At 40.2% G+C, this 25,854-nt stretch carries 23 protein-coding genes; 19 read left to right on the top strand and 4 right to left on the bottom strand.

Translation table 11 applies throughout. The features are described 5' to 3' along the window. Window positions 1–267: 267 nt before the first annotated feature. A complete protein-coding gene (locus tag HPK16_RS08155; RefSeq protein ID WP_181676614.1) occupies window positions 268–1,005 on the top strand; it encodes a helix-turn-helix domain-containing protein in 738 nt (245 codons plus the stop codon). Window positions 1,006–1,244: 239 nt separating this feature from the next. Here the strand turns inward: HPK16_RS08155 and HPK16_RS08160 are convergent, their stop codons facing one another. Then, the gene (locus HPK16_RS08160) at window positions 1,245–2,708 is read right to left on the bottom strand and encodes an AcpB/EbpR/MafR family transcriptional regulator (RefSeq protein WP_181676487.1); all 1,464 of its coding nucleotides are present in this window, start codon (window positions 2,706–2,708) and stop codon (window positions 1,245–1,247) included. Window positions 2,709–3,185: 477 nt separating this feature from the next. On the opposite strand from HPK16_RS08160, the gene HPK16_RS08165 reads away from it, so the two are divergent. The 16 genes from HPK16_RS08165 to HPK16_RS08240 all read left to right on the top strand — a co-directional run bounded on the left by HPK16_RS08165 (window position 3,186) and on the right by HPK16_RS08240 (window position 21,076). Beyond that, window positions 3,186–3,869: a cyclic nucleotide-binding domain-containing protein gene (locus HPK16_RS08165; RefSeq protein ID WP_181676488.1), complete on the top strand. Its 684-nt coding sequence runs from the start codon at window positions 3,186–3,188 to the stop codon at window positions 3,867–3,869. Window positions 3,870–4,142: 273 nt separating this feature from the next. After that, the gene (locus HPK16_RS08170) at window positions 4,143–8,390 is read left to right on the top strand and encodes an immunoglobulin-like domain-containing protein (protein ID WP_181676489.1); all 4,248 of its coding nucleotides are present in this window, start codon (window positions 4,143–4,145) and stop codon (window positions 8,388–8,390) included. Window positions 8,391–8,532: 142 nt separating this feature from the next. Next, on the top strand, window positions 8,533–9,030 hold the full coding sequence (locus tag HPK16_RS08175; protein WP_181676490.1) for a DUF4352 domain-containing protein: 498 nt from the start codon (window positions 8,533–8,535) through the stop codon (window positions 9,028–9,030). A gap of 28 nt (window positions 9,031–9,058) precedes the next feature. After that, entirely contained in the window at window positions 9,059–10,345 is a 1,287-nt protein-coding gene (locus HPK16_RS08180; protein ID WP_181676491.1) for a nucleotide sugar dehydrogenase, read from the top strand. 14 nt (window positions 10,346–10,359) lie between these two features. Continuing rightward, window positions 10,360–11,088, top strand: a complete 729-nt coding sequence (locus tag HPK16_RS08185; RefSeq protein ID WP_181676492.1) for a YveK family protein — start codon at window positions 10,360–10,362, stop codon at window positions 11,086–11,088. 6 nt (window positions 11,089–11,094) lie between these two features. Then, window positions 11,095–11,772: a CpsD/CapB family tyrosine-protein kinase gene (locus tag HPK16_RS08190; RefSeq protein WP_181676493.1), complete on the top strand. Its 678-nt coding sequence runs from the start codon at window positions 11,095–11,097 to the stop codon at window positions 11,770–11,772. 11 nt (window positions 11,773–11,783) lie between these two features. After that, entirely contained in the window at window positions 11,784–12,434 is a 651-nt protein-coding gene (locus tag HPK16_RS08195) for a sugar transferase (protein ID WP_181676494.1), read from the top strand. A gap of 24 nt (window positions 12,435–12,458) precedes the next feature. Then, complete coding sequence (locus tag HPK16_RS08200) at window positions 12,459–13,205, top strand: WecB/TagA/CpsF family glycosyltransferase (RefSeq protein WP_181676495.1); 747 nt, start codon at window positions 12,459–12,461, stop codon at window positions 13,203–13,205. Further along, window positions 13,195–13,707: an acyltransferase gene (locus HPK16_RS08205; protein ID WP_181676496.1), complete on the top strand. Its 513-nt coding sequence runs from the start codon at window positions 13,195–13,197 to the stop codon at window positions 13,705–13,707. Before HPK16_RS08200 ends, HPK16_RS08205 begins: the two co-directional genes overlap by 11 nt. A 7-nt stretch (window positions 13,708–13,714) precedes the next feature. Then, window positions 13,715–14,962: an O-antigen ligase family protein gene (locus HPK16_RS08210; protein ID WP_181676497.1), complete on the top strand. Its 1,248-nt coding sequence runs from the start codon at window positions 13,715–13,717 to the stop codon at window positions 14,960–14,962. Then, on the top strand, window positions 14,959–16,389 hold the full coding sequence (locus HPK16_RS08215; RefSeq protein WP_181676498.1) for an oligosaccharide flippase family protein: 1,431 nt from the start codon (window positions 14,959–14,961) through the stop codon (window positions 16,387–16,389). Before HPK16_RS08210 ends, HPK16_RS08215 begins: the two co-directional genes overlap by 4 nt. Then, window positions 16,386–17,459, top strand: a complete 1,074-nt coding sequence (locus HPK16_RS08220) for a glycosyltransferase family 4 protein (protein WP_181676499.1) — start codon at window positions 16,386–16,388, stop codon at window positions 17,457–17,459. Before HPK16_RS08215 ends, HPK16_RS08220 begins: the two co-directional genes overlap by 4 nt. 188 nt (window positions 17,460–17,647) lie before the next feature. Continuing rightward, window positions 17,648–19,069, top strand: coding sequence for a DHA2 family efflux MFS transporter permease subunit (locus tag HPK16_RS08225; protein ID WP_246369350.1), 1,422 nt, complete (start codon window positions 17,648–17,650; stop codon window positions 19,067–19,069). A 198-nt stretch (window positions 19,070–19,267) separates the two neighbouring features. Beyond that, on the top strand, window positions 19,268–20,029 hold the full coding sequence (locus HPK16_RS08230) for a ParA family protein (protein WP_181676501.1): 762 nt from the start codon (window positions 19,268–19,270) through the stop codon (window positions 20,027–20,029). Beyond that, complete coding sequence (locus HPK16_RS08235; protein WP_181676502.1) at window positions 20,022–20,879, top strand: ParB/RepB/Spo0J family partition protein; 858 nt, start codon at window positions 20,022–20,024, stop codon at window positions 20,877–20,879. Before HPK16_RS08230 ends, HPK16_RS08235 begins: the two co-directional genes overlap by 8 nt. 5 nt (window positions 20,880–20,884) lie before the next feature. After that, the gene (locus tag HPK16_RS08240) at window positions 20,885–21,076 is read left to right on the top strand and encodes a DUF951 domain-containing protein (RefSeq protein ID WP_036081989.1); all 192 of its coding nucleotides are present in this window, start codon (window positions 20,885–20,887) and stop codon (window positions 21,074–21,076) included. Window positions 21,077–21,122: 46 nt separating this feature from the next. Here HPK16_RS08240 and HPK16_RS08245 read toward each other — a convergent pair whose 3' ends face one another. From HPK16_RS08245 to HPK16_RS08255, 3 genes are all read right to left on the bottom strand, one after another. Further along, the gene (locus HPK16_RS08245; protein ID WP_181676503.1) at window positions 21,123–21,380 is read right to left on the bottom strand and encodes a hypothetical protein; all 258 of its coding nucleotides are present in this window, start codon (window positions 21,378–21,380) and stop codon (window positions 21,123–21,125) included. A 118-nt stretch (window positions 21,381–21,498) separates the two neighbouring features. Continuing rightward, entirely contained in the window at window positions 21,499–21,783 is a 285-nt protein-coding gene (locus HPK16_RS08250; RefSeq protein WP_181676504.1) for a hypothetical protein, read from the bottom strand. Between the two features lie 229 nt (window positions 21,784–22,012). Then, on the bottom strand, window positions 22,013–23,188 hold the full coding sequence (locus tag HPK16_RS08255) for a pectate lyase-like adhesive domain-containing protein (protein WP_181676505.1): 1,176 nt from the start codon (window positions 23,186–23,188) through the stop codon (window positions 22,013–22,015). A gap of 345 nt (window positions 23,189–23,533) precedes the next feature. Between HPK16_RS08255 and HPK16_RS08260 the strand changes: the two genes are divergently transcribed. Together HPK16_RS08260 and HPK16_RS08265 are read left to right on the top strand one after the other, a co-directional pair. Further along, the gene (locus HPK16_RS08260) at window positions 23,534–24,994 is read left to right on the top strand and encodes a catalase (RefSeq protein ID WP_181676506.1); all 1,461 of its coding nucleotides are present in this window, start codon (window positions 23,534–23,536) and stop codon (window positions 24,992–24,994) included. 157 nt (window positions 24,995–25,151) lie between these two features. After that, window positions 25,152–25,853, top strand: a complete 702-nt coding sequence (locus tag HPK16_RS08265) for a hypothetical protein (RefSeq protein WP_181676507.1) — start codon at window positions 25,152–25,154, stop codon at window positions 25,851–25,853. Window position 25,854 lies beyond the last annotated feature (1 nt).

Genomic DNA, 25,854 nt, shown 5'->3' on the forward strand with positions numbered 1-25,854 from the left:
TTGGATTGGGTTTCGTCACTTTTATCTTAACGGATGTTGATATTACTGTGTATTTTTTTGTCTTGAAATGAGAACAAAAAAATGTTGAGGCAGATTAATTTCTACCCCAACATTTATTATAGAACCGTTTTTTTAATATAGTGGAAAGAAGAATTGCAATCAGCCGCGCAAGTAAGGTGCAATTTTTCATGAAAACCTATACAATAAGGGTAGAACGATAGATAAAGGAGGGGAGCGGTGCACTCGCAAGGTGTTACTGCGAATAATATGGCGAAAATAATTTTTGTAAGAGATGAACAAGATGAATTTCAAGCATATGATTTCCTACACAGTTTGATTAAAGAACAACCTTTAATGTCGACCCTTTTATTGCAAGGCCTGATGCAGCTAGAGAAGGCGGAAACGAGAAAATTAACAACGGGAAAACAGGTTTTACCGGAAGTTCATTTGACTATCGGTAAAAACCAGTCGTACTCGCTACAAACGAATAAAATCGAAACATCCGTTGACCAGCCGATTGAGGAAATGAAAGTCCACTTCAAAGATAAGAATTGCAGGATGCTTTATTTCACGGCTTTTTCGGATACAGAAACGTATTATTGCTTTGTAAAAGGCTATTTTAAAGATCGCAACCCGTTCAATGATAAAATGGGCGCGTATCGGGAAGAAGTGAAGCGGATATTCCTTCGTCGTTCGGAAGCGAGATTGAGCATTGGCAAGGATGATTATGAATTCGAAACGTTGAAGGAATTGGCGTGGGAGAACGAAGCGATTGTTCATTATTTGGATAGTTTCTCGGCTCGTTTAGGTCAATTTATTTTTGCAAAACGTGTGAAAAAGAAATGGTCGCAGTTGGATCTGGGGCTGAAATCGGATTTGTCACCGCTCGTGATTTCGCGATTGGAAGCAGGAGATCCGGATATGAGTGTTCGTATGTATCAAAAGGCATGTGAGGTGCTGGACGTTTCGACGGATTTCACGGATGATCATTTGACGATTAGGTAATTATTATAGCAAAAGTGGGTTCCTGGTGATAACTGGGATCCTTTTTTTGTATTCATGGATATTTTTACACGGGTTCACAGTCTAAATCTATACATCACCAAAAATAGTAGGCAAAACCATGGTCGTGGTCTTACCTACTAATCTTTTTGAACAAAATTTATGAGATATTTCGTAGCTAAGACGATATCGCAGAATTTATAGCACAACAGCGCTATTCTCGATAATATAGATGAATTCTACTAATTTGCTCCATAGACAAGCTCACTAATCATATCCCAATCATGGTTATTTGGAACCCGAGCAGTTCTATACGTTAAACAGCCCAGGTCCTCGTCGTCATCTTTGTAGTTATGGATGACAATATCAATCCCGAGTTCTTTCACCATCTCCTTTGTAATGCGCTTATTAGCAATCATGGTCACTTGGAGGTTATTATTAACAAAATTGTCTATTAAAATCTCGACATAGTTTAAATAGGCTACTTTACCATCGAAGGCAAAATAGATATTTAGCTCTGGCAAGTCATGCTTATAAACAGCATAATAAGAAAACATGGTTAAGTTAACTGCGATATCTTCTAAAAAAATCAAGTTGAATTCTTTAACAAGCGGGCTCTCACTTAGTATATTAAGCCAAGATGTATAAGATTTTGGGTGGCGAGATTTGATGTACTTATTAATTTCATAATAATTTTTCTGGAATACTGGAGTTACTTTGCTAATTAAATAGAGATTTCTCAAATAAAATCCAAAAATTTCATTGATAGCTTCATTTTCATATTGTAGAGACATCTTTTTAAAAGCGTCATCTAAGAAAGTATGGATGAGATTACTAATATGGGAATCTAGCGGATAATCATCTGGATTCCGTAGTCCTTCGTGATAGATGTAGTTATCTAATAATAATAAATCCATATATGCAATTTCATCTTCTGGGATGTCTGATAGGGGGACATCAGGTAATAGAATCTTCGCTAATTTGTGTATATATACATAAGATGGCGCTTGCTTTTGAATATCTATCAACTGCTGATCAATTTTAATATAGTGACCTTGAGCCACACGCTTGTTGAAAACTGTAATCCAATAAAGCAGGCTTCGGTGATGGATATGCGCTTGGATAGTTGTGTGCTCCATAAAATGATTATACGCCTCTTCAAAAATGGCAAACTGTTTTGGATTAGGCTTATATTCGGGATGTACATCGTCCGTATTGTATAAATAATAAAAATAAAAAAATCGGATATTTTGTTCAGAGCCTACAATAGAGACAGGTGTGAGTGTAAGCTCTAATTCATATTCTTTCAATATTTTTTTTAAATGATTTAAATATCGGTATAACGTTGAAGGAGATAAAAATAATTCATCGGCCCATTCATCTATGGTTAGAAAGATTTCATCATAGATACTGTAGATTATTTTAAAAAGAGGCGATTGCTCGGACACATGCAATATTAAGTTATCAACATCGTGTTCTCTGCTGATAACATAGCCAGATGTCTTTACCAATTGAAATGTATCCTTTTCAGGTAGAATCTCATCTAAATCTTTTAAATCTCTGGAAAGAGTGCGTGTCGTAGTATCTAAATCATTTGAAATTTCTTCTAAACTAATTGGGTAATGCGCATCGTAAATTGTTTGAAGTAACTTAATCTGCCTTTTTATCTTCTTATCTGCTACGAGCTGTAGAAAGAAATGGTTCATCTCTTCACCTCCATATTTAATATAAAATTGATAACACAATAAATAGGCTCAACCTTGATAATTAATGTTAACAATTATAATCCTTACTATAGAGTGCAATAGAATGTAGAACAACTACTCTATACATACAAGTACAGTATACCACCAAGTTTAAGTACAGTGTTATTGATAGATAAGCCATCTAGAAATTCAGGTTGTCTTCTGAAAGGAAGTTAGTTTATGGCTACCAGTTGCCTACAGAGAGCGGGTTGTTTCAAAAATGTCCAAAAAAATCGAAATTAATGATTACCAGGTTTTAAGAAATCATGGTTAAATAAGTGTAAGAGATAAGCGAGCTGATCGTTTCGAATCAGGGCTCTTATTATTACTGCTAGATTCAAAAGTTCTTAAAATAGACACAAAAACAAATAAAAGTATAAAATTATACAACGATTTTTATGAGAATAGCTGGTAACATAAATTGTAGGAGGCGATAGTATGAGCTTAACGGGTCTTTACTCTAGTAACAATATACAAAGCGACTTTCAATCAAAAAAATTATTAGAGATACTTCTAGACGATCAAATATTCCCGATTAAAAAGAAACATATAGTTTTTGGGAAATCAGATAAAATAGTATTAACCGATGGAAATAATAGTTCTTCAATCTATGTCTACGCGGTTGAGAAAGGTATGGGTGCACTAATCCTTGAATCCAATATTATCGATTTTATTGGTGAAGATGGATTCATTGGTCTGCATCATAGCAATTTTATGAACGATTCTAAACTGCACGCTGAATCATTAACAGGAGAGTTAGTTACATGGCGTTTTGAGCTTCAAGATGTACTTGCAAAAATAATCAACATGCAGGAGGGTTATCTATATCACTATAATTACATGAGAGAAACGTACGAACGGTATACAATGAAACTGAGAGCTATAGGTGAAGATAATGACGGGAAGGTAGCCATGTTACTTTACTCCATAGCAAGCTGGTTCGGTATAGAAGCAGAAGAGAAAGATTTTGTTGAACTACCAAAAATATTCACAAGAAAAGTGCTAGCGAACTATATGGGAATAAGCCATACAACACTAAGCACTGTAATAAGGGAACTAGCAAGGCAGGGAGAAGTCATATCTAAATCGCAACGCTTGTTAGTACGTGTTAAAAAAAGATAGAATATTCATTTTGGTACACTAAAAAATATTAGGGATCGAAATCAAGGTTCAATAATAGCGGTATAGTTCTGCGAGATATTAAGGATATAACGAAATAGCCGTTAATATTATGTGTTTATTAAAAATAAAAATTCAGTTAATTTAGAGAGGGTGTACATTATGAGAAGAATAAAACGTTTGATTGATTCAAGCTAAGCTTTTGAATTCAGTCCAAAAAAATAGTTGCGCAACTATTAATAATAAATAATTTAAATAAGAGGAGGACATTTATTAATGTCAACGAAAAATAATATCGTCAAAAAAAGTGGGAAAATTGCCCTAGCAACTGTATTGATAGGTAGTTCATTATTGAGTACCTTACCTGTTAACGTATTCGCAAGTGAGGCAGCACTTAAGAACGCCGCATTAGCAGTAGCACCAGCCAATGCAACAGAGGTAGCAACATTTGCAGAACTGAGAGCAGCATTATTAAGCACAAGTGTAACAAACATTAAATTAACAGCAGACATTAGAGTAACAGCAAGTTTTAACTTCACAACAAACAAAAATCTATACGGTAATGGACACACAATCGATATGAGTCGGTATAGAATTGGTATTTCCAAAGTAGATACTGTCAACCGTATAGAAGATTTAACAATCACTAACCAAAATATTTATCCCTTATTCTGGTCAGATGATAAGGGCGTACAAGTGACTTATAAAAATGTAACTTCTAGCGGTGAACAATTTGTGTACAACGCTTATGGTACAACTATTCTAGAGGGAGACATTAAAGCAACTGCTACATTAGAAGAAGTGTATCAAGGAACGAACCTTTTAGTTAGAGAGGGAGCAAATGTTGATTTCTCATCCATTGAATCTAATGGGAAGGCACTTTATGTATATGGAAATCTAACGCAAGAAGCAAACTCTAACATGAAAGTTAATTCGAAATCATATACACTTTATGCATCTAGTGGTACTGCACAAATTTCGATAGCAGGGAATATGGAACTGAAATCTGCCAATAAGCAAGCTATTTACGCAGTTGGCGGAAGTATGGTCGTCAAAACAGGAGCTAAATTCAGAGCTGACGCAGGTGACACGATTGAAGAAGGTATTTCTATTACAAACGGTGACTTAATTGTTCAAACTGGCGCTGATTTTATTGCGACTTCTAAAGGCCGACAAGGGACAGTTCAAACAGGTAAAACAACAGTATTTGAGAATGGTTCGAATTTTGCTATTACCAATACAAATGCAACTGGATCAGTCTTTGCGAACTTTGCTGGCGCTTCAACTAAGGTTAACATCAATTCTGATAAAGGCTTATCCACATGGGACTACGGTTTTATCTACAATGACAAACCAACGCGTAACTTCAACGACTTTAAAACAGGAACATTTGACTTGTCTGGTTGGGATAAAGGTAACTTAAGTCAAAAGAACTTAATGTCAAACAGTGCGCAATTCCAATCACAATTTGTAAGTAAAACGACAGGTAAATTATTTGGTGGTAGCTATGCCTTAACGAATATTGCACAAACAACAATTGAGGATCTTACTACCGATTCAACGCATGTAGTCGGCTTAGCAGAGCCAAACGCAAACCTTGTTATTACGAATGCGGCAGGAGCAACATTAGGGACAGGTAGAGTAGGATCAGATGGTTATTATGACATTACAATTCCTAAACAAGCTTCGGGAACAGTCGTAACAGCAACAGCAACCTCTAATGGTATTACTTCATCTGCGACAACAACAGTCATCCAAGCAGCTATCGACCAAACAACAATAGCGCCTGTCACAACAGATTCAACAAAAGCAACAGGGACAGCGGAACCAAATGCAACTATTGAAATCAAAGCAAATGGAGAAGTCATCGGTTCTGGAAAAGTAGGATCAGACGGAGCATACAGTATTACAATGGAACAACAAGATGTGGGCACAAGAGTCACAGCAACAGCGACAGTAGGAGCAGCAACGTCTTCTGCAACAGCAACAGTAACACAAGGTGATCTTGATCAAACAACAATTGCAGCTTTAACAACAAAATCAACAGTAGCAGAAGGAACAGCACAAGCAAACGCAACAATTGAAATCAAAAATAGTGCGGGTGACGTACTTGGATCAGGCCGCGTAGGATCAGACAGCAAATACAGCATCACGATTCCAAAACAAACAGCAGGAACAGCCGTGACAGCAACAGCGACATCAAATGGTAAAACATCTACTGCGCAAACAACAGTCATTCGTGGTGAGATTGATGAGACAACAATTAACAAAGTAACAACAGAATCCACGACTGTTTCAGGAACAGCAGAAGCGAACTCAACAGTTGTAGTGAGAAATCAAGATGGAACACAACTTGCAACTGGCCGCGTAGGATCAGATGGCATTTACAGCTTTACAATTGCGAAACAAGCAGAAGGGACTGCTGTTACGGCAACAGCTACGTTATTAGGATTTACATCAACAGCATCGACTATTGTAGAACGTGACGGCATTGACCAAACGACAATAAACCCACTTACAACAGAGTCAACATCTGCAACAGGAACAGCTGAACCAAACGCAACAATCGTTATCAGAAACCAAGCTGGTATACAACTTGCAACAGGTCGTGTAGGATCAGACGGTATTTACAGCTTAACAATTGCTAAACAAGTAGAAGGTGCAGTTATAACAGCAACAGCTACTTCTGGCGGTAAAACATCAGCTGCAAACACGACTGTTGTACGTGATGGAATTTTAGCTACAACGATTGACACACTAACAGCTGACGCAACATCTGCAACAGGGACAGCTGAACCAAACGCTAGCATTGTGATCAAAAATGCGGCTGGCACAACAATTGGATCAGGAACAGTTGGATCGGACGGCAAATATAGCATCACGATTCCAAGACAAGGCTTGGGAACAGTTATAACAGCAACAGCAACGAAATCTGGTAAAACAGCAAGCGGTTCGACAACCGTAGCAGCAGGTCAAGACATCGTGAAAACAACAATCGACGCCCTAACAAATGAATCTACCTCTGTTTCAGGTGAAGCAGAACCAAACGCTAGCATCGAAATCAAAAATGCGGCTGGCACGACAATTGGATCAGGGACAGTTGGATCAGATGGCAAATATAGCATCACGATTCCTAAGCAAGCCGGAGGAGCAAGCGTAACAGCAACAGTAACGAAAGATGGTAAAACATCAAGTGCTTCAACAACAGTTACAAGACAAGCAGCAGGAACAGTAGTAGTCACTGCACCATATTATGTTGGACACGATGCAGGTATTCAAGCAACTGTTTCTGGTGATGCAACAAAAGTATATTTACAAGTCGGTAACACAAAATATACAACAGTTTCAGTAAATGGAAGCTTCTCGTATTACGCGAAAGACAAAATCGCAACAACAACACAAGACGCGTACATCGTTGCTCTTGACGCATCAGGTAAAGAACTATCGCGTGCAAAAGTAACCTTGAGAGACGGTAATCTATTAGTGGGAGCCGTAACACCAAAAGAATTCATTGTTGGCGCAGACAGCTTTGTGACAGGAACGTACACTGGTTCTGTTACAAGAGTAGCGATTTCAGTCAACGGAACGGTATATCAACCTGTGGGAGTGTTAGGAGCAGGAGCCTTACAGTATTACGCAAAAGACAAGATTACAAGCAAAACAGATGTAGTCAAATTGATTGGTTACAACTCAGAAGGCACTGTTATTGATACAAAAGACGTATCTATCGCTGGCCCAGAAAGTTTAGTTGGCGCAATCACAATCAATCCAGATCACTTCGCTATTTCTACCGATACCTTTATTAAAGGTACATTCACAGGAAACGTGAAGACAGTTTCTCTCGTTGTGAACGGTGTAGAATTCGGTAAAGTAGGCGTGTTGGATGCAACAAACTGGCAATATTACTCTAAAGGTAGAATTTTGAACCCAACGGATGTTGTTTCTGTGAAAGCATACAATGCTGCTGGAACGCTTGTTGACACGAAATCGTTGACAGTAACTCAAAATCCTGCTGGACAAAGTACGATTACTCCAGTCGCGTTCAAACTGAAAACAGATGCAAATGTCACAGGTACCTTCACTGGTAGCGTGAAATACGTGGCACTTAAAGTCGGCGATAAAGTTTACGATAAAGTCGGAGTATTAAACGATACAGAGTGGAGATACTATGGAAAAGATAAGATTACAGATGCAACAACTCCAGTTTCTGTTATCGGTTATGACAGCACAGGCACGCAGATTGCAGAAGAATCAATAACTATCACACCAGAAGATTCATCTACGCTTACAACAAACACGTATACAATTGGTGATGCTAACGCGACAGGAGCGTACACAGGAACAGTGAGATATGTTGCTGTTAAAGTCAATGAAACAACATATGGCAAAGTTCCTGTCAACGCAGATGGCAGTTACAAATATTACATCAAAGATAAAGTAGCGAGCAAAGACGATGTTGTAACGGTTCTTGGTTACGACACAACAGGCGCGATTGTGGCACAAAAAGTAGTCACTATCGACTAGATCTAGTAATAACAATTAACTAAATTTCAAATACGATTGGGTGTGATGGCTAAATAAACTTTAGTCATCACACACTTTAAAAAAATAACTTCGAAAAAAATAACAGTTTATATAAAAATAAGAGAACATAAAGGAGAACCATATGCTAAAAAAAGTTATATTAATCGCGATGTCCGGAGCCTGTGCCTTATCACTAGCCGCATGTTCTGCGTCCGCCTCTAAGGAAGAAGCATCAAAAACAACACAAGAAACAAAAGCAGAAAAAGAAACAACCTTCCCAACAAAGACGGTAAATAATATGGAGATGCAAATCAAAGGTATCGAAACAACGGAGAACGGTAAAGGTGACAAAAATATCGTACAAATAACAATGGATTTTAAAAATGAAACGGGCAGCAAATACGGTATCGGTGGCAATGACTTTATTTTCAAATCTGGTGACAAAACGTACCAAGTGAAAGCAGATGCCAACAATATCGGAACAGAAATCGCAGCTGACAAAACAGTGAGCGGAGCCATCAATTTTGAATTACCGAAAGACGTAAAATCTGGCGAGTTTTCCTACCAACCAGTGACATTTGGCAAAGAAAAACCAAAAGTACTCGCAACATGGAAAATTTCGATTCCGAACAATAAGTAAATTTTAAAATCTATGAGGAGATGATTCTTTGAAAATCGCAGTTATTGGATTGGGTTATATAGGTTTACCGACGGCTATCATGTTTGCTAATCATGGTCAGAATGTGATTGGTATTGACCTGAAAGAAGACGCGATAAACATGCTTAACGCAGGAAAAATTCACATTGAGGAACCAGGACTTCAAGCAGAGCTAACGAAAGCCTTATTATCTGGGAATTTTAAAGCACAGTTAAATCTAGAGGAATCGGATGTTTTTATTGTCGCTGTGCCAACGCCGAATAAGGCCGATGCCTATCTATCATGTGATTTAACACATGTTGTCGACGCGGTCAGCAAAACGATTCCTTATTTAGAAAAAGGAAATGTCATCATATTAGAATCTACCATCGCACCACGCACGACAGAAGATGTGGTGAAGCCGATGTTGGAAGAAGCAGGATTTATCATTGGGCAAGATATCTTTTTAGTCCATTGTCCCGAGCGCGTATTGCCTGGGAAAATTATTCATGAGTTAGTGCATAATAACCGCATTATCGGTGGCTTGACGCCGGCTTGTGTCGAGGCTGGAAAACAAGTGTATGGCGTGTTTGTTCAAGGAGAACTCATCGAAGCATCAGCGGGTGCTGCGGAACTTTCAAAACTCATGGAAAATACATTTCGTGACGTCAATATCGCGCTTGCGAATGAACTTGCCAAAATTGGCGATACGCTCGGCATCAACGCATTGGAAGTCATCGAGATGGCGAATAAACATCCTCGCGTGAACCTGCACGCGCCAGGACCAGGAGTTGGTGGACATTGCCTAGCCGTGGATCCGTACTTCATTGTCGCGGCAACACCTAGCAACACACCACTGATTCAGCAAGCACGCGCCATCAACAACTCGATGCCAGACTTCATTGTAGCGAAAGTAAAGAACTTCATGGCAGACATCGATGGCAAAAAAGTGGCCGTGTTCGGCACGACATATAAAGGTGATGTAGATGATATCCGTGAAAGTCCAGCGCTTGAAATTATACAGCTTCTAGAAAAAGAAACAGATTTTGAATTATCCGTTTTTGATCCGCATGTAAAAGCACCTTGGATTGAGCCTGAGTTTGAGAAAGCGGTAGAAAACGCAGATTTAGTCTGTATTTTAACGGATCATAGTGAGTTCAAAGCGGTGACGGCAAGTCAATTTGAGGGTATGAAACAACACTATATTTTTGATACAAAAAATGTTATTCCGGAGTTAGAAAAAGTGGCGATTTACAATATGGGAAACGTATATGAGATGCGAACAAACAGTAAAAAGTTAGTTCCAATAGCGGAATAAGCCAGGAGGAAACAATGGAAGATAGTTTAAATGTAAAACAAATATGGGACCTTTTGAAAAAGAATAAATGGATTATTTTTATAAGTATGTGTGTATGTGCCTTGCTTATGAGTTGCTATCTGTATTTCTTTTCGACACCAATCTACCAAAGCGAAACGCAGGTTTTGATTAATCAGTCTGTGCCCCAAAACACCATTGTACAATCACAGGATGTCCAGGCGAACTTGCAGCTTATTAACACGTACACCTCGATTATCATGAGCCCGCGAATTTTGGCGCAGGTGTCTGAAAACATGGATGATGTGTATTCGACAAAAGAGCTGGAGCAAATGATTCAAGTGAACAGTACTTCGGATTCGCAAGTCATCAAGATTAATGTAGAGAGTGCAAATGCTAGAGATGCTGTCAAAATTGCCAACGAAACAGTCCGTATATTTAGTAAAGATGTTCCGAAAATAATGAAAATTGATAATATTTATACGCTATCCGAGGCTAATTTAGATGACGATGCAGCGCCGGTCAAACCACACAAAGCCTTGCTGATTGCTGTTGCGACACTGTTAGGTATGATTTTGGGCATTGCTATTATGTTCCTTCGTGATCTATTTGACCGCTCGATTAAAACAGCAGAGGACGTGGAAAAAACTTTGGGGCTTCCTGTACTATCAATGATTAATGAAATGAAAGATGAGGATTTATTTGAGAAAGCACCAAGAGCAAGACGAAAGAAGCGGAAAGGATAATGCCAATTGAGTAAACAACAAGCAACCAAAAGAAAGTTAATTACAGCAACAAATCCAAGTTCGCCAATCGCGGAACAATTCAAGACGCTCCGAGCTGGTATCCATTTTTCTTCGGTGGATAAAGAGTATAAATCGATTTTAGTCACGTCACCAGAGCCAGAAAGCGGTAAATCGACAGTGTCAGCGAACCTAGCCATCTGTTATGCCAAACAAGGAAACAAGACATTATTAATTGATGCAGACATGCGAAAACCGACAAGTCATCGGACATTTGGCATTCATTATAACATTGGCTTATCCGACGTGCTTACGAGCAATGGAACGGACCTCCAAGATATGCTCCACCAAACAGAAATCGATAATTTAACCGTCTTAACGAGCGGGACGATGGTACCAAATCCGAATGAATTGCTTGCCTCTAAAAAAATGGAGCGCTTGATAAAGCAATTCACTGAGCAATTCGATCAAATTATTATTGATACCCCACCTATTTTAGCTTCATCTGATGCCCTTGTTTTAACCCCCTATGTAGAAGGCGCGATCGTCGTCTTGCGAAGTGACAAAACACTAAAAGAACGTGCCAAGGTAGCCGTGCAGCAACTTCAAAAAACGCATATTCCAATTATAGGAACGGTTTTAAATCGTGTGAAAAATAATGCAAACAATTATTATTACTATCAATAAAGGAGATTACAATGGAGTCTACAAAAACAGTGGCTAAGTCCACAAAAGCAGCTGCTAAATTTTATCCAATCGTCAAACGAAGTATGGATTTGCTGGGTGCCGGCTTCGGTTTACTTGTTCTAACCCCCCTTTTTTTCGTGCTAGCCCTTGCGATTAAGCTAAGTGATATCCAGGCCCCGGTGTTTTTTAAACAAGAACGTGTTGGCAAAAATGGCTCGCGTTTCATGATGTATAAGTTTCGGACAATGATTCCAAATGCGGAGGAAAAGCTCGCAGAACTGCTTCAATTTAATGAAGTAGAGGGCGCGATGTTTAAGATGAAACAAGATCCCCGCGTGACGAAACTAGGTCAATTTTTAAGAAAGACGAGCCTTGATGAATTCCCTCAGCTTGTTAATGTATTAAAGGGGGACATGTCGCTCGTTGGACCACGGCCGCCGCTGAAACGCGAAGTCGTAGAATATTCCGTACGCGATTACAGAAGACTGTCCGTGACGCCAGGATGTACGGGGTTATGGCAAGTCAGCGGGCGCAACGATGTCAGTTTTGCGGAAATGGTGAATTTAGATTTAGAGTATATTCAAAAAGTGAGTTTTTCGCTAGATATCCACATATTACTCCGAACGGTGCGGATTATTTTTGTCCCAAATAAAGCCTATTAAGTTAGAGGAGAAGTGAAAAATCGTATGACTCGAACATTTTTATTAGGTAGTTATGTGGATGCATTGACGATGAAGGAAACATTGAACAAGGTAGAGGCGATCATTCGGATTGGTAAACCAGTGCAACATGTGGTGATTAATGCCAGTAAGATTAATTTGATGGCTCAAAATGAAGAACTTGCGGACATTGTTAATGCGTCGCCGCTGATCAATGCGGATGGTCAATCGATTGTCTGGGCGATGAAATTCCTTGGACATGAGGTGCAGGAAAGAGTTGCTGGTATTGATTTGTTTGAAAATTTAGTTAAATTGAGTGCAGAAAAGGGCTTCCGGGTGTATTATTTCGGGGCTCAAGAGGATGTCGTGCAAGAAGTCGTCCAGTTACACCAACAGAAATATCCGAATCTTCAAGTAGCTGGGTATCGAAATGGTTATTTTGATGAAGTAGAGTCCGAAGAAATTGCGATGGATATCCGAAAATCAAAAGCCGATATAGTTTTTGTCGCTTTTTCCAGCCCTAAAAAAGAACAGTGGGTTCATGCTCATAAAGAGATGATGGGCGCGCCATTTGTGATGGGTGTCGGCGGTAGCTTCGATGTGATTGCTGGTGTGACGAAGCGCGCGCCGCAATGGATGCAAAAAGCTGGGCTGGAATGGTTTTATCGCTTTATGCAAGAACCGCGTCGGATGTTCAAACGCTATTTTGTTGGCAATTTGAGCTTTGTGCGGAAAGTGATGAAGGAAAGGTGGAGGAAAAAAGATGTTCGCTAAATTGACATTTTCAGTGCTAAATGTTGTTCCAATGCCAAACCGGCTCGCTTTTGGGCGGATCATTCGTCAGCTGAAGAATCAGATGGCACGTGCTTTCTTTGGTAGCTGTGCGAAAAATAGTAACCTACGTCCGAAGCTAAAATTGCGCCATCCGAAAAATATTCATCTTGGAAAACGTTCGTCGATTGGGGACAATGCGCGTATTATTGCGACTGCTCCTGTTTATATTGGCGATGATGTGTTGATGGCGCCAGATGTTGTGATTTTGACGGAAACGCATTGTATTAATGGGAAAGAAAAGATTTTGGATAGCGGAACGACGCAAAAATCCGTTTTTATCGGGAATGATGTTTGGATTGGTACGCGAGTGACGATTTTAGCAGGAGCGGAGATTCCAGATGGTTGTGTGGTAGCCGCGGGTGCTGTAGTTCCAGCTAAAAAGTATCCGCCATATAGCGTGATTGGCGGGGTTCCTGCCAAAGTGATTAAACAAGAGAGGTAAGATACTAGTGCTCAAAGAAACGAAGATATTTATGATTCTCATGGCTATTTTTCCTGTTATTGATGCGCTGAATGGCTTTGTGTTGTCGGCGGGAATCAATCTCCCAATCGGTATTGCGTATCGACTCGTGTGTATTAGTTTTCTAGTTTTTCAGATTGCTAGAAAGGGCTTTGCAAAAAAACTATACACGGTTCTGTCTGTCGCTTTGATTTTTTGTGGTGTTATTTCGCTTTTTATTCAGACCATCGTTTTGCAAAGTGATACGCCGTCGTTCTTGTATGATTTGACGAACATGACGAAGTTTTTCCTTTGGGTGTTAATTCCATATTATGTGTATCAGCGCGCGGATTTGTTGAAAGAGGCTAGTTATGAAAAGATGTTTCTCGCGATTAGTACGTTTTTCACGCTGGGTTTATTGATTCCGTACGTGCTTGGGATTGGAAATCAGACGTATGAGGCTTCGGAGGCAGGCTATAAGGCGTTCTTCTTTGCGAATAATGATACGACGATAGGTTTCATTGTGTCGGCGACTTTTACTGGTTGGTATTTGTTTAAACAGACGAAGAAGACCGGAGTGTGGACGCGTGGATTGTTGGCGCTGCTTTATTTGGGCAATTTGCTAGGTTTGCTTCTGTTAGGGACAAAAACGGGCATTATATATGGTGTCGGATTAACGATCGTGTTACTCCTACGTTTCTTCTTCTTGCAAAATCGTGTCGGAATCGCTTCGAAGTGGGGTATTGGGATGATGATTTTCGCGGTCGTGACTTTCATTACGATACAGGGTCGTGCGTTTATTTTAGAGACGGTTTCAGGACTTGTTCAGCGGTTGACTTATTTTTATAACTTGTATAACGGCGATTTGCTACGCTTTATCACGAGTTCGCGCAGTGAATTTTTGGATACTGCTTCTGCCTCCTTTATGCATAGCGGCAACCTCATGACGCAACTTTTCGGCTTTGGTTTTAGCCAACGTGTGACGACATGGGGGCTGGGCGATCTTGTAGAAATGGATTTCTTTGATGTATTTTTCTCCCTTGGGATTGTGGGGCTCCTTGTGATGATTGGCCTCCTACTCTTCTTCTTTATACTATCCTGCAAAAAACGAAGCATTTACAGCGTGCTATTTGTTATCCTCCTGTGTTACGGCGCTTTTGCCGGCCACGTCTTATTTTCTGCCCTGTCATCCACGTTATTCGGCCTCGTGTGCGGTGGCTTATTCTTACAAAAAGAAAGCTTGTGTGAAAAAGAATGAAAGCTCTTGTTAAACGATTGATGCAATTTGCGATTGGTTCCTTGGGTTCTGCGATACTAAATTTGATGACAATTCCGGTAATTACGTTTTTCATTTCTCCAGAAGAATACGGCAAAACAAGTATGTTCATGCTTGCGCAGACGTTGTTGATTTGCGTCATTTATTTAGGCTATGATCAAGCTTTTGCACGCGAGTTTTACGAGTATCCGAATAAGAGAAAACTGTTTAGCACGGCCATGATTGTTCCGTTTTTGTTCTCCGGGATTATGATTGGATGCATGTGTTGGTTTGCCAAGCCGATTTCTGTCTTTCTTTTTGGAAGCGAGGTATACCGCCATGCGGTGTATCTGATTGCGGCGTCGATTCCGTTTCTGATATTTGAGCGATTCTTATTTTTATACATTCGGATGCAAAACAAGGCGTTGGAATTTTCGCTGTTCAATATTTTAGTGAAATTGAGTATCTTGCTTTGTACGATTTTTTTCCTCACTTATTTCTCCCACACGTTTATCACCGTTGTTTATGCCACAATAATCGGCCAGGTGATTGGGGATGCGATTTTGATGATTCGAAATGTGCGGATATTGTACATGAATCCAATTAAGACCGACCCTGATTTATATCCGAGATTGGCGAAGTTTGGATTGCCAATTGCGCTAGCGACAGTGATTTATAGCTTGTTTGTGATTATCGATAAATTGTTTATTCGTTATTTTGGTGATTTCGAACAATTGGGATTATACACAGCTGCTTTTAAAATTGCGAGCGCACTGTTGATTTTACAGACGACGTTTTCGAATTTTTGGATACCCACGGCGTACGAATGGTACAAAAAGCAGAAACCAATGCACTATTTTAAATTGGTGAGCGATAGCATTATGTTTCTGATTGCCTTGTTATTTATGGGACTATTGTTGTTTAAAGGCGTCATCATGATGATTTTATCGCCCGAATACAGCGAAGCGCAGTACATCTTCCCGTTTCTTTGCTTCTATCCGCTGATGATGACGGTGAGTGATACGACGAACTTGGGGATTGTTTTTCTGAAACGAAGCTCGCTGAATATTCTGGTCTCTGTTATTGCGCTCATTGTGTCGGTAGGCTTGAATTTTTTACTTGTGCCGAACTATGGTGCGATAGGGGCTTCGATTGCGACAGGTTCCGCTTACATTGCCTTTTTCTTAGCGCGGACGTATTTTTCGATGCGGATTTGGAAAGGTTTTTCTGTAAAAAGCCATTTGATGACCACTTTATTACTCGTTGTCGCTGCTAGTTTCAATATTATAATTCACACGGTTTGGTTAATCTCGATTATTAATGTAGCTGCATTGTTGTGCATTGTAATCATCTACATCCCGCTATTACGCACGCTATACCGATTGTTTTACGCCAAACCCACTACACAAAAGAGAGGAATTGAAGCATGAAGATACTCGTTATTTCCAATATGTTTCCATCAAAAGAGTACCCATCTTACGGTATTTTTGTCAAAAATCACGTGAAGTTGTTAGAAGAGGCATCAGATACAATTGAGATGATTACGATGCAAAAAGAGCTAAGCAAAATCAAAAAATTGTGGCTCTATATCCAGTTTTACCTCCGCATTTTTTTCACGTTATTGTTTAAAAAATATGACCTTGTTTATTTGCATTATGCGTCTCACAGCGCGATTCCGATTTTAGGTGCTAAATTTTTGAAGCGAAAATTAAATCTCGTGGTCAATCTCCACGGTAGTGATGTATTCCCAGAGACACCGTTACAAGAGCGCTTGCAAATATGGGTGGCGAGACTATTGAAAAAAGCGAGTCATATCGTGGTCCCGTCGGATTATTTCAAACAAAGTGTGGTTAAACGTTATCAGCTAGCGCCTGAAAACATCTGGATTTCACCATCTGGTGGCGTCAACCGTACTTTGTTCACACCACAGGATACAGCGCGAGATACCTCGGTTTTCCATGTGGGCTATGTCGGGCGTATTGATGTTGATAAGGGCTGGGATGATGCGCTTCGTGGCTTTTCTGAATTTAAACACCAATCGAACCAGCCGGCACAACTTATCATGATTGGAAATGGTAAGGAAAATCCTCAAAAAGAAGCGCTTATTCAAGAGTTGGAACTACAGGACGATGTTCGTTGTTATGATTTATTGCCGCAAGAAAAACTTGTTGCGTTGTATAATGAGATGGATGTCTTTGTTTTTCCAAGCCGCAGAAAAGGCGAGAGTTTAGGACTTGTAGGCATTGAAGCGTTGGCTTGCGGCGTCCCAGTTATAGGTAGTCGGATTGCTGGCATTCAAGGCTATCTGGTAGAAGGAAAAAATGGCTACTTCTCAGAGACTGGAAATCCGTATTCCATCGCAGAAAAATTGCTGCAATTTTATGCGAATAGTGAGGAAGAGAAGAAAGCGTTACGACACAACGCCTTTGATTCCGCGATTCCTTATGATCAGCAGCATGTGAAAAGAGAGATGTTAAATATACTAGAAATTTTAAAATAGATATCCGTAATATATAAATAGAGAAGAACTAACTCACAAAGAAGCGCTAAGGTTATAAGAGGTATAACAAGCAGAGTATGTTCAAAACAACAAAAAAGAAAACATACGTTCTCATTTGCTTGACTTTACTCATGAAAACCATTAGAATTGAAGCTTCACGCAATGAAGGTGAAGAGGGGGAAATTGCTTTGAGTAAAACAATAACAGCGCAAGAAAGACAGGATTTTAAGACTATACCGATTGTCACGGCTTTTCTAATTGCAGGATTTATAGGCTTGTTTAGTGAAACGGCTTTAAATATGGCACTTACGGATTTAATTCGTGTTTTTGATGTAAGTTCAGCAACGATTCAATGGTTAACAACAGGATATTTGCTGACATTAGGTATTTTAGTACCAGTTTCAGGACTTTTATTACAGTGGTTTACCACGCGGAAATTATTTTTTGCATCTGTCGGATTTTCGATAGTAGGAACGCTAATCGCAGCATTGGCACCAGATTTTGGAATCCTAATGATAGCTCGGGTAATCCAAGCTATTGGAACAGGACTTTTACTACCATTAATGTTCAACACGATTCTGGTTATTTTTCCGGAGCACAAACGGGGATCCGCGATGGGGCTTATCGGACTTGTTATTATGTTCGCGCCCGCAGTGGGACCAACGATTTCAGGCCTAATTATTGAGAATTTAACGTGGAACTGGATTTTCTGGATTGCCTTACCATTCTTAGTTTTCTCCTTACTTTTTGGACTGCGTTATATGAAAAATGTATCTGAGGTTACGAAGCCACGGATTGATATTTTATCGATTGTTTTGTCGACGCTTGGTTTCGGGGGCATTGTGTACGGCTTTAGTAGCGCTGGTGAAAGTGGCTGGGGCAGTGCGCTTGTTATTACAACGATGATTGTCGGCGTAGTTAGTTTGGGCTTATTTACTTGGCGCCAACTGACAATGGATCAGCCGATGATGGATTTGCGCGTTTTCAAATTTCCAATGTTTACGCTTGGATTATTGATTGTTTTCATCGCGTTCATGATCATCTTATCAACAATGATTTTATTGCCACTCTATTTGCAAACAGGACTGGCTTTAGCGGCATTTTCAGCAGGATTAGTACTTTTGCCAGGTGGGGTCATAAACGGCTTGCTATCACCGGTTACGGGCCGTCTGTTCGATGCATTCGGTGCGCGTGTGCTTGTTGTGCCAGGATTTATCGTGTCGGTCGTGACTTTATGGTTCTTAACGCAAATCACACTTGAAACAACGGCCGTTACAATCATAATTTTGCATAGCGCACTCATGATTGGCGTATGTATGATCATGATGCCGGCACAAACAAACGGCTTAAACCAGCTACCACCAAAAATGTATCCAGATGGTACAGCGATTATGAATACGCTACAACAGGTTTCAGGCGCAATTGGTACAGCGGTGGCAATCACGATTATGTCAGCAGGTCAAAAAACATATATGGCCGCCGTGACGAATCCAGGGCCACAAGACCTAGCCGCTTCGCTTGTCGAAGGTTCGCGTAATGCGTTTACATTCGGCCTCGTGATGGCGATTATCGGTCTAGTTATATCACTATTTCTTCGTAAAAAAGCATAAAAAGGAGCCGTGTCGATGAATTTTAGACGCGGCTTTTGTATATAATGAAATTTATTTTCGCATAAAGTAAGACTAAACCTTGTTTTTTTGATAGAATAGAGAAGGAGAAGTATAAACGACACGACGCATGGAAGTTCGGCGATTAATCACGTGGAATGCGTTTTGATGCTATAAATATGTGAGGGTTGGTGAAATAGATTGAGCAAAGTGATCGCACTGGCAAATCAAAAGGGTGGCGTAGGCAAGACGACGACATCTGTTAACTTAAGTTCTAGTCTTGCGTTTCTAGGTAAAAAAGTACTGCTTGTGGACATCGATCCTCAAGGGAATGCGTCGAGCGGAGTTGGCATCAATAAAGGTGAGATCGAGCATTGTATCTATGATGTGCTTGTGGATGACGTTGCACTCAAAGATGTTATTAAACCAACAGCGATGGAAACATTACAAGTGGTTCCTGCTACAATTCAACTTGCTGGAGCAGAGGTTGAGCTTGTTCCCGCGATATCACGTGAAATTCGTCTGAAAAAGGCGATCGATTCGGTTCGCGATGACTATGATTATGTGATTATTGATTGTCCGCCATCCCTAGGCCTGCTTACGCTAAATGCGCTTACTGCCTCTGATACGGTTTTAATTCCAGTTCAGTGTGAGTATTACGCGCTAGAAGGCTTAAGCCAACTATTAAATACAATTCGGATTGTCCAAAAGCATCTGAATGAAGACTTACAAATCGAAGGAGTATTGCTGACAATGCTAGATGCTAGAACCAATTTGGGCATTCAAGTTATTGATGAAGTGAAGAAATACTTCCAAAATAAAGTGTTTGAAACAATTATTCCGCGTAACATTCGTTTGAGTGAAGCGCCAAGTCACGGCAAACCGATTATATTGTATGATGACAAATCTCGTGGGTCGGAAGTATACGTAGAGCTTGCAAAGGAAGTGATTGCTCATGGCTAAAGGATTAGGAAAAGGAATTAGCGCGTTGTTTAACAATGTCGATCAGAATGAAGAAGCTGTACAAAACATTCCTGTTAGCGAAATCCGCCCGAATCCGTATCAACCACGTAAAACATTCGATCCTACAGCACTTCGCGAATTACGCGATTCTATCAAACTTCACGGTATCTTGCAACCAGTTATTTTACGCAGGTCGGAGGCAAAAGGTTACGAGCTTGTAGTCGGAGAACGCCGATTCCGCGCAGCGAAAGAAGCTGGGTTAGAAGAGATTCCGGCTGTTGTTCGTACGTTAGATGATCGCGAAATGATGGAGTTAGCCGTTTTGGAGAACTTGCAGCGTGAGGATCTATCCGTACTTGAAGAAGCAGAATCCTATGATTTATTAATGAAGAATCTTGATATGACACAAGCGAAGTTAGCTGATCGTCTAGGTAAAAGCCGTCCTTATATCGCAAATATGGTACGTTTGCTTTCATTGCCAGCAGAAGTTCAGGTGATGCTTCGCGATGGTTCGTTATCGATGGGTCACGCTCGTGCATTGCTTGGATTGAAAGATAAGAAGAACATCAAACCAGTCGCTAAAAAGGCAGTGGCTGAGGGTTTTACGGTTCGCCAATTGGAGAAATTAGTCGGCGATTTAAACGGCAATGTTTCACGTGAAACATCTAAAAAACAAGAAAAAATCCCCGTTTTTATTAAAGAAAGCGAATCACAATTACGTGATAAATTCGGAACAGCGGTTTCTATTAAGCGCCGTGATAACAAAGGTAAAATCGAGATTGAATTTTTATCTGAGGATGATCTAGGTCGCATTTTAGAAATTTTAGACGTTCAGTTTGATGAGGATTGAGGCGTATGGAACAGACTTTTAATCTAAATGATATTGTTGAAATGAAGAAGCAGCATCCGTGTGGTACCAATCGCTGGCGTATTATTAGACTGGGTATGGATATTCGGATTAAGTGCGAAGGTTGCGGACACAGTGTGATGATTCCAAGACGCGAGTTTACGAAGAAAATGAAGCGGGTTTTGGAGAGAGCTGAGTAAATAAAAGCGTTGAATGAGTGCCTGAGCGGTCCATTCAACGCTTTTATTATGTAATGGAAGTAATAACAATGCTGATTCCAAGCATGAGAACGGTGCTCGTTAAAACGCTAGCAAGAATGTGACGTTTTTGAGTGAAATTCAGCAATGCTACTGCTAAAAAGGAGAGAGCAAGTAGGATTTGAATCCAAATAGGGTAAGCAAAGCCTTCTTGTGTTTGAATAATGCTATATATTATATTTATAAATAGGATAGCATATATAGCAAGAAAGACACTAGATATTATTTTTGAAATAGTCATTTTCATAGCTGTTTTATCCTTTCTTTTTATGTATTATTGTTCAAAAATCATTTAAAATTAAACACGAAAAGCCAAGACACTACCGATTTTCGGATAGCTATCTTGGCTTTCTCTGATGAAAATATTACTTCCCACCAAATAAATCTTTAATTCCACTTACGATATTTCCAACATCACCAAGCGATTCTGTGACGTTTGCGTTTTCTGTTACTTGGTCAACGAGGCCGCCAGCTTGTTCGCTGATTTGGCCTGTGATTTCTTCGGGGTTGATTTGTTCTGTTAAGTTCTGTGCTTGTTCTGTGAGATCTGTTGCGCCGCCTGTTACTTGATCGACGACGTCACCTGCACCGCCGAGTAAATCTGTTACTTTTTCTGTTGCCATATCTTTCAAAAAATCGAATAAAGCCATACTATCGTCTCCTTTTGTGCGATTTTCATAGACTGCGGTTCCCAAAAAAGTACGCAAAAAAGACCTTACGTAAGAAACGTAAGGTCTCGCAAACAATGATATCATTGCTAGTAGAGCCGGGGTTGCCCCGTACTGACGACTCTACTATTACTGCTACTCCCCTTATCGGGAACGAGAATATGAATTACCTTTAGAATAGCATGATTTCACGCCAAGTGCAAGGCCATCCTTATTTTGTTAATTTGAAAGAGCCCATTGTTTTGAAGTCATACGTGACGATGGAGTTATCGCCTGCGAATGATTGGACGGATAGATTGGTTCCAGATCCAGATAAGAACGCGCGTAGGTTTGTTGCTGTGTAGATTGCGTCTGTTGTTTTTGTGCCTAGCGTTAGTGTTTGTGCTGTGTTGAATTGCACGAAACTACCTGCACTTACGCTGAAAATGTTACCTTTTGCATTGTTTGATTTTAAGTATACGTTTGCTACATCTTTAAAATCAATCACGGATTTAGCTGTTTTGATAAGTTGTGTTGATTTAGCGCCGCCATTTAGGATAAAACTAGCATCTTTTTCAACGTCAAAACCTGTGGAAGCATAGATTAGGCCTGCTGTACCGGCTGCGTTTTGAGTGAATTCTGTGCTTGAGTTAGCGCCAAATGTTGCTTTTCCATTCATATATAGTGCGACATCTACAGAGTTTGTTGTAAGTTTAGAGCCTGCTTCTGTCGAGAAGAATGGTGTTGCGCCAGTCATGTTGAAGACTTTTTTCGCAGATGTGATATTAACAGTCGCGTTTTTGCTAACGTAAACTTTCGGATTAGCTTGTGCCATTAGGAAGGCGTCAGCGGTTGTTGTAGCCGTGAAGTCAAGGTTTTCACCGAATACGATGGTGTTTACTTTTGCGATTTCGAGTGTGGATGTTGTTGTTACTTTTGTTGTACCGTAGAATGATACACTACCTTTTGGTGCATAGGCGAGTTGTTTACCAGTGAAATCTACATTATTAAGCAAAATTTGTCCCAACGTGTCGGTGCGATAGATTCCGTATGAACCAGTGGATTCAATGGATAGATCTTCAAGTGCGATGACACCCACTTGCTTTGCGTTGATCACATATTTCCCCATGTCTAGTTTGTGATTATTACCTAGAACTAGCGGGTTATGTTGCCCTGGAATGATGATATCGCTTGTCGCTGTGATGTCTGCGCCAATGGAGATGATATCTGTTGGTGATGTTTCCAAAGCATTTTTTAACTCTGCAAAAGTAGTGACAGTAACCGTTTTGACTTCGGCTGCTTGTGTTACGACATTAGAAATATTTCCCCCAAAAGATAATGATGTTGGCGCGATGAGAACCGCTGCTGCTGTTAAAACGGATAAACCAAGTTTTGTTGTTGTTTTCATTTTTTTCTCTCCTTTTTGTTTTTGGTAATGCAAAATTGGCCAAAAATGCAACTCCAGCCATGATACCATGTTGTAGCCGCGTTTAGGGGTGACAGTTGTGTGGATAAAAATCGAATAAAGTATGAACGAATGCGATTGATTGCGCTTTCTTAGTTATATTTATTCTTTTTTGAATCAAATATAGCTGACCAGGCGTATTTATGGGTATACTATCATACTTTTTTGACTGAGTGATTGGCGATGAATTGGGATTTGTAAGCGCAAATAGTTGTTTTCCGAGCATATGTTTTGTAGAATGGAGTTAGTATTACTTTATAATTATTATAAAAAACGGAGGTTAGATGAATGAGTAAAAAACTAACAACAAACCAAGGTGTTCCAATTGGTGATAATCAGAATTCAATGACAGCTGGGCATCGTGGTCCTACATTATTGGAAGATTACGTGTTAATCGAGAAGCTAGCCCATTTTGATCGTGAACGTGTTCCGGAACGTGTCGTACATGCTCGTGGAATCGGTGCGCACGGCGTATTTACAGTTAAGAATAGTATGAAGAAATATACGAAAGCTGCATTTTTACAAGAAGAAGGGCAAGAGACAGAGGTTTTCGCTCGTTTTTCTACTGTAATTCATGGCTTACATTCTCCTGAAACATTGCGTGATCCACGTGGTTTTGCGGTTAAATTTTACACGGAAGAGGGAAATTACGATTTTGTTGGTAATAACTTGCCTGTATTCTTTATTCGTGATGCGATTAAATTCCCGGATGTTATTCATTCTTTGAAGCCAGATCCAAGTACAAACATGCAAGATGCGAACCGTTATTGGGACTTTTTCAGCTTGACTCCTGAGGCTACGACGATGATTACATACCTATTTAGTGATGAGGGTATTCCTGCTTCGTTCCGCCAAATTCGTGGTTCGAGTGTTCATGCTTTTAAATGGACGAATGAAGAGGGCAAAACAGTTTACATCAAAATGCGTTGGGTGCCAAAAGCGGGTATCGTGAACCTTTCGACAGACCAAGCGGCGCAAATCCAAGCGAAAGAATTTAGCCACGCGACTCGCGATCTTCATGAAGCGATCGAAAACGGCGATTTCCCTGAGTGGGAGCTTTACATTCAAGTGCTTGACCCTGCGGACATCGATAACTATGATTTCAACCCGCTTGATGCGACGAAAGATTGGTTTGAGGACGTATTCCCGTATGAGCATGTTGGAACAATGGTGTTGAATCGCAATCCGGAGAACATTTTTGCGGAAACGGAATCGGTTGGTTTCAATCCTGGCGTACTTGTACCTGGAATTTTGCCATCTGAGGATCGTATGTTGCAAGGTCGTCTGTTCTCGTATTCGGATACGCAGCGTCACCGCGTTGGCCCGAACTACTTGCAACTGCCGATTAATAGTCCAAAAGTGGATGTGAATAACAATCAGCGGGATGGCGCGATGCCGTTCAAACAGCAAACGAGCTCGATTAACTATGAGCCAAATAGCTATGATACGACGCCAAAAGAGACGCCACGTTATGTGGAAGATGAGCAAGATTTGATTGCTGGTAAAGTTGGTCGTTTGGAGCAAGAGAAACCGAACAACTTTGGCCATGCGCGCGAAGTTTGGAACCGTTATTCTGACGGTGAACGTGATGCGCTAGTGAACAATATTGTTGGCGATTGGGAAGGCGTTCGTGAGGATATCAAAATCCGTAACCTGCGCAATTTCTATCAAGTAGAACCAGTATTTGCAGAACGCGTGGCAAAAGGAACTGGCGTTGACTTGGAGAAACATATTGCTGATTTGAAATAATATAGGATGGACCGATGGGGCGCGATGCTCTGTCGGTTCTTCTTACATATAAGAGCACTTCCATGGTAAGGAAGAGGTCAGTAATCTAATATTAAACTAGTTTTTGTCGTATCTTTCTGGGGAATAAGATAGGGAACGCAAAAGGGAGATGAGGCATATGATTCGATTTCTAAAAGACCATTGGCTGATGCTGATTATTATGATTGTTGGCTTGCTTTTCATTATCGTGCCTGTTTTGACGCGGAGTATTGATAATGAGCTGACGATTGACGGAATGTATAATTTTATTGGTTCCTTCTTTGGAATTATCGGTGCTGTGATGCTTGCTTTTAGTGAGACGAAGCAGCAGAATAAGGCGTTACGGGATGAGATTGATTTGAATGCGCGGAAAGAGCGGCAGATTCAGGCTGAATTTTTATACAAGGAATTGCTTTTTCAGAAGATAGAGAAGACGTATGGTTTGCTGAATACGGCGATTTATAAAAATGAGGAAATTATGAGTTTTATCAAGGATATTGGGCAGATTTTGGAGAGTGAGAAAATACGGGCGCGGTTGATTGAGAATCGAAATGAGACGGAGAAGTATATTCATGAGATTGAGTTGATGAGTATTTATTTTCCAGATGATTTGGAGAAGGTGAAGCTGATTGTGTCGACGTTTAATTATAGTAATAAATATTTGAGCACGATGGAGCATGAGCTTTTGGTTGGGGATTCGAAGGGGTTTCGCAAGGAGTTGGATAATTATAATGCGGTCGTGAAGCGGTTGGTGCAGGTGATGGACGAGCTGTCGATTGATATGTTGGGGAGCATGAACGCGGAGATTAACAAGCTGAATGATATTGGAAATACGGTTTAGG

Origin of the sequence: Paenilisteria rustica (assembly GCF_013820765.1) — a bacterium.
GTDB classification, from domain to species: domain Bacteria; phylum Bacillota; class Bacilli; order Lactobacillales; family Listeriaceae; genus Listeria_A; species Listeria_A rustica.

Bases quoted from the DNA above. Each gene is read 5' to 3' on its own strand.
- HPK16_RS08260 (WP_181676506.1), top strand. From the start codon at position 23,534: ATGAGTAAAAAACTAACAACAAACCAAGGTGTTCCAATTGGTGATAAT.
- HPK16_RS08220 (WP_181676499.1), top strand. From the start codon at position 16,386: ATGAAGATACTCGTTATTTCCAATATGTTTCCATCAAAAGAGTACCCA.
- HPK16_RS08165 (WP_181676488.1), top strand. From the start codon at position 3,186: ATGAGCTTAACGGGTCTTTACTCTAGTAACAATATACAAAGCGACTTT.
- HPK16_RS08250 (WP_181676504.1), bottom strand. From the start codon at position 21,783: ATGGCTTTATTCGATTTTTTGAAAGATATGGCAACAGAAAAAGTAACA.
- HPK16_RS08200 (WP_181676495.1), top strand. From the start codon at position 12,459: ATGACTCGAACATTTTTATTAGGTAGTTATGTGGATGCATTGACGATG.
- HPK16_RS08185 (WP_181676492.1), top strand. From the start codon at position 10,360: ATGGAAGATAGTTTAAATGTAAAACAAATATGGGACCTTTTGAAAAAG.
- HPK16_RS08195 (WP_181676494.1), top strand. From the start codon at position 11,784: ATGGAGTCTACAAAAACAGTGGCTAAGTCCACAAAAGCAGCTGCTAAA.
- HPK16_RS08160 (WP_181676487.1), bottom strand. From the start codon at position 2,708: ATGAACCATTTCTTTCTACAGCTCGTAGCAGATAAGAAGATAAAAAGG.
- HPK16_RS08215 (WP_181676498.1), top strand. From the start codon at position 14,959: ATGAAAGCTCTTGTTAAACGATTGATGCAATTTGCGATTGGTTCCTTG.
- HPK16_RS08205 (WP_181676496.1), top strand. From the start codon at position 13,195: ATGTTCGCTAAATTGACATTTTCAGTGCTAAATGTTGTTCCAATGCCA.
- HPK16_RS08170 (WP_181676489.1), top strand. From the start codon at position 4,143: ATGTCAACGAAAAATAATATCGTCAAAAAAAGTGGGAAAATTGCCCTA.
- HPK16_RS08240 (WP_036081989.1), top strand. From the start codon at position 20,885: ATGGAACAGACTTTTAATCTAAATGATATTGTTGAAATGAAGAAGCAG.
- HPK16_RS08265 (WP_181676507.1), top strand. From the start codon at position 25,152: ATGATTCGATTTCTAAAAGACCATTGGCTGATGCTGATTATTATGATT.
- HPK16_RS08155 (WP_181676614.1), top strand. From the start codon at position 268: ATGGCGAAAATAATTTTTGTAAGAGATGAACAAGATGAATTTCAAGCA.
- HPK16_RS08245 (WP_181676503.1), bottom strand. From the start codon at position 21,380: ATGAAAATGACTATTTCAAAAATAATATCTAGTGTCTTTCTTGCTATA.
- HPK16_RS08235 (WP_181676502.1), top strand. From the start codon at position 20,022: ATGGCTAAAGGATTAGGAAAAGGAATTAGCGCGTTGTTTAACAATGTC.
- HPK16_RS08175 (WP_181676490.1), top strand. From the start codon at position 8,533: ATGCTAAAAAAAGTTATATTAATCGCGATGTCCGGAGCCTGTGCCTTA.
- HPK16_RS08255 (WP_181676505.1), bottom strand. From the start codon at position 23,188: ATGAAAACAACAACAAAACTTGGTTTATCCGTTTTAACAGCAGCAGCG.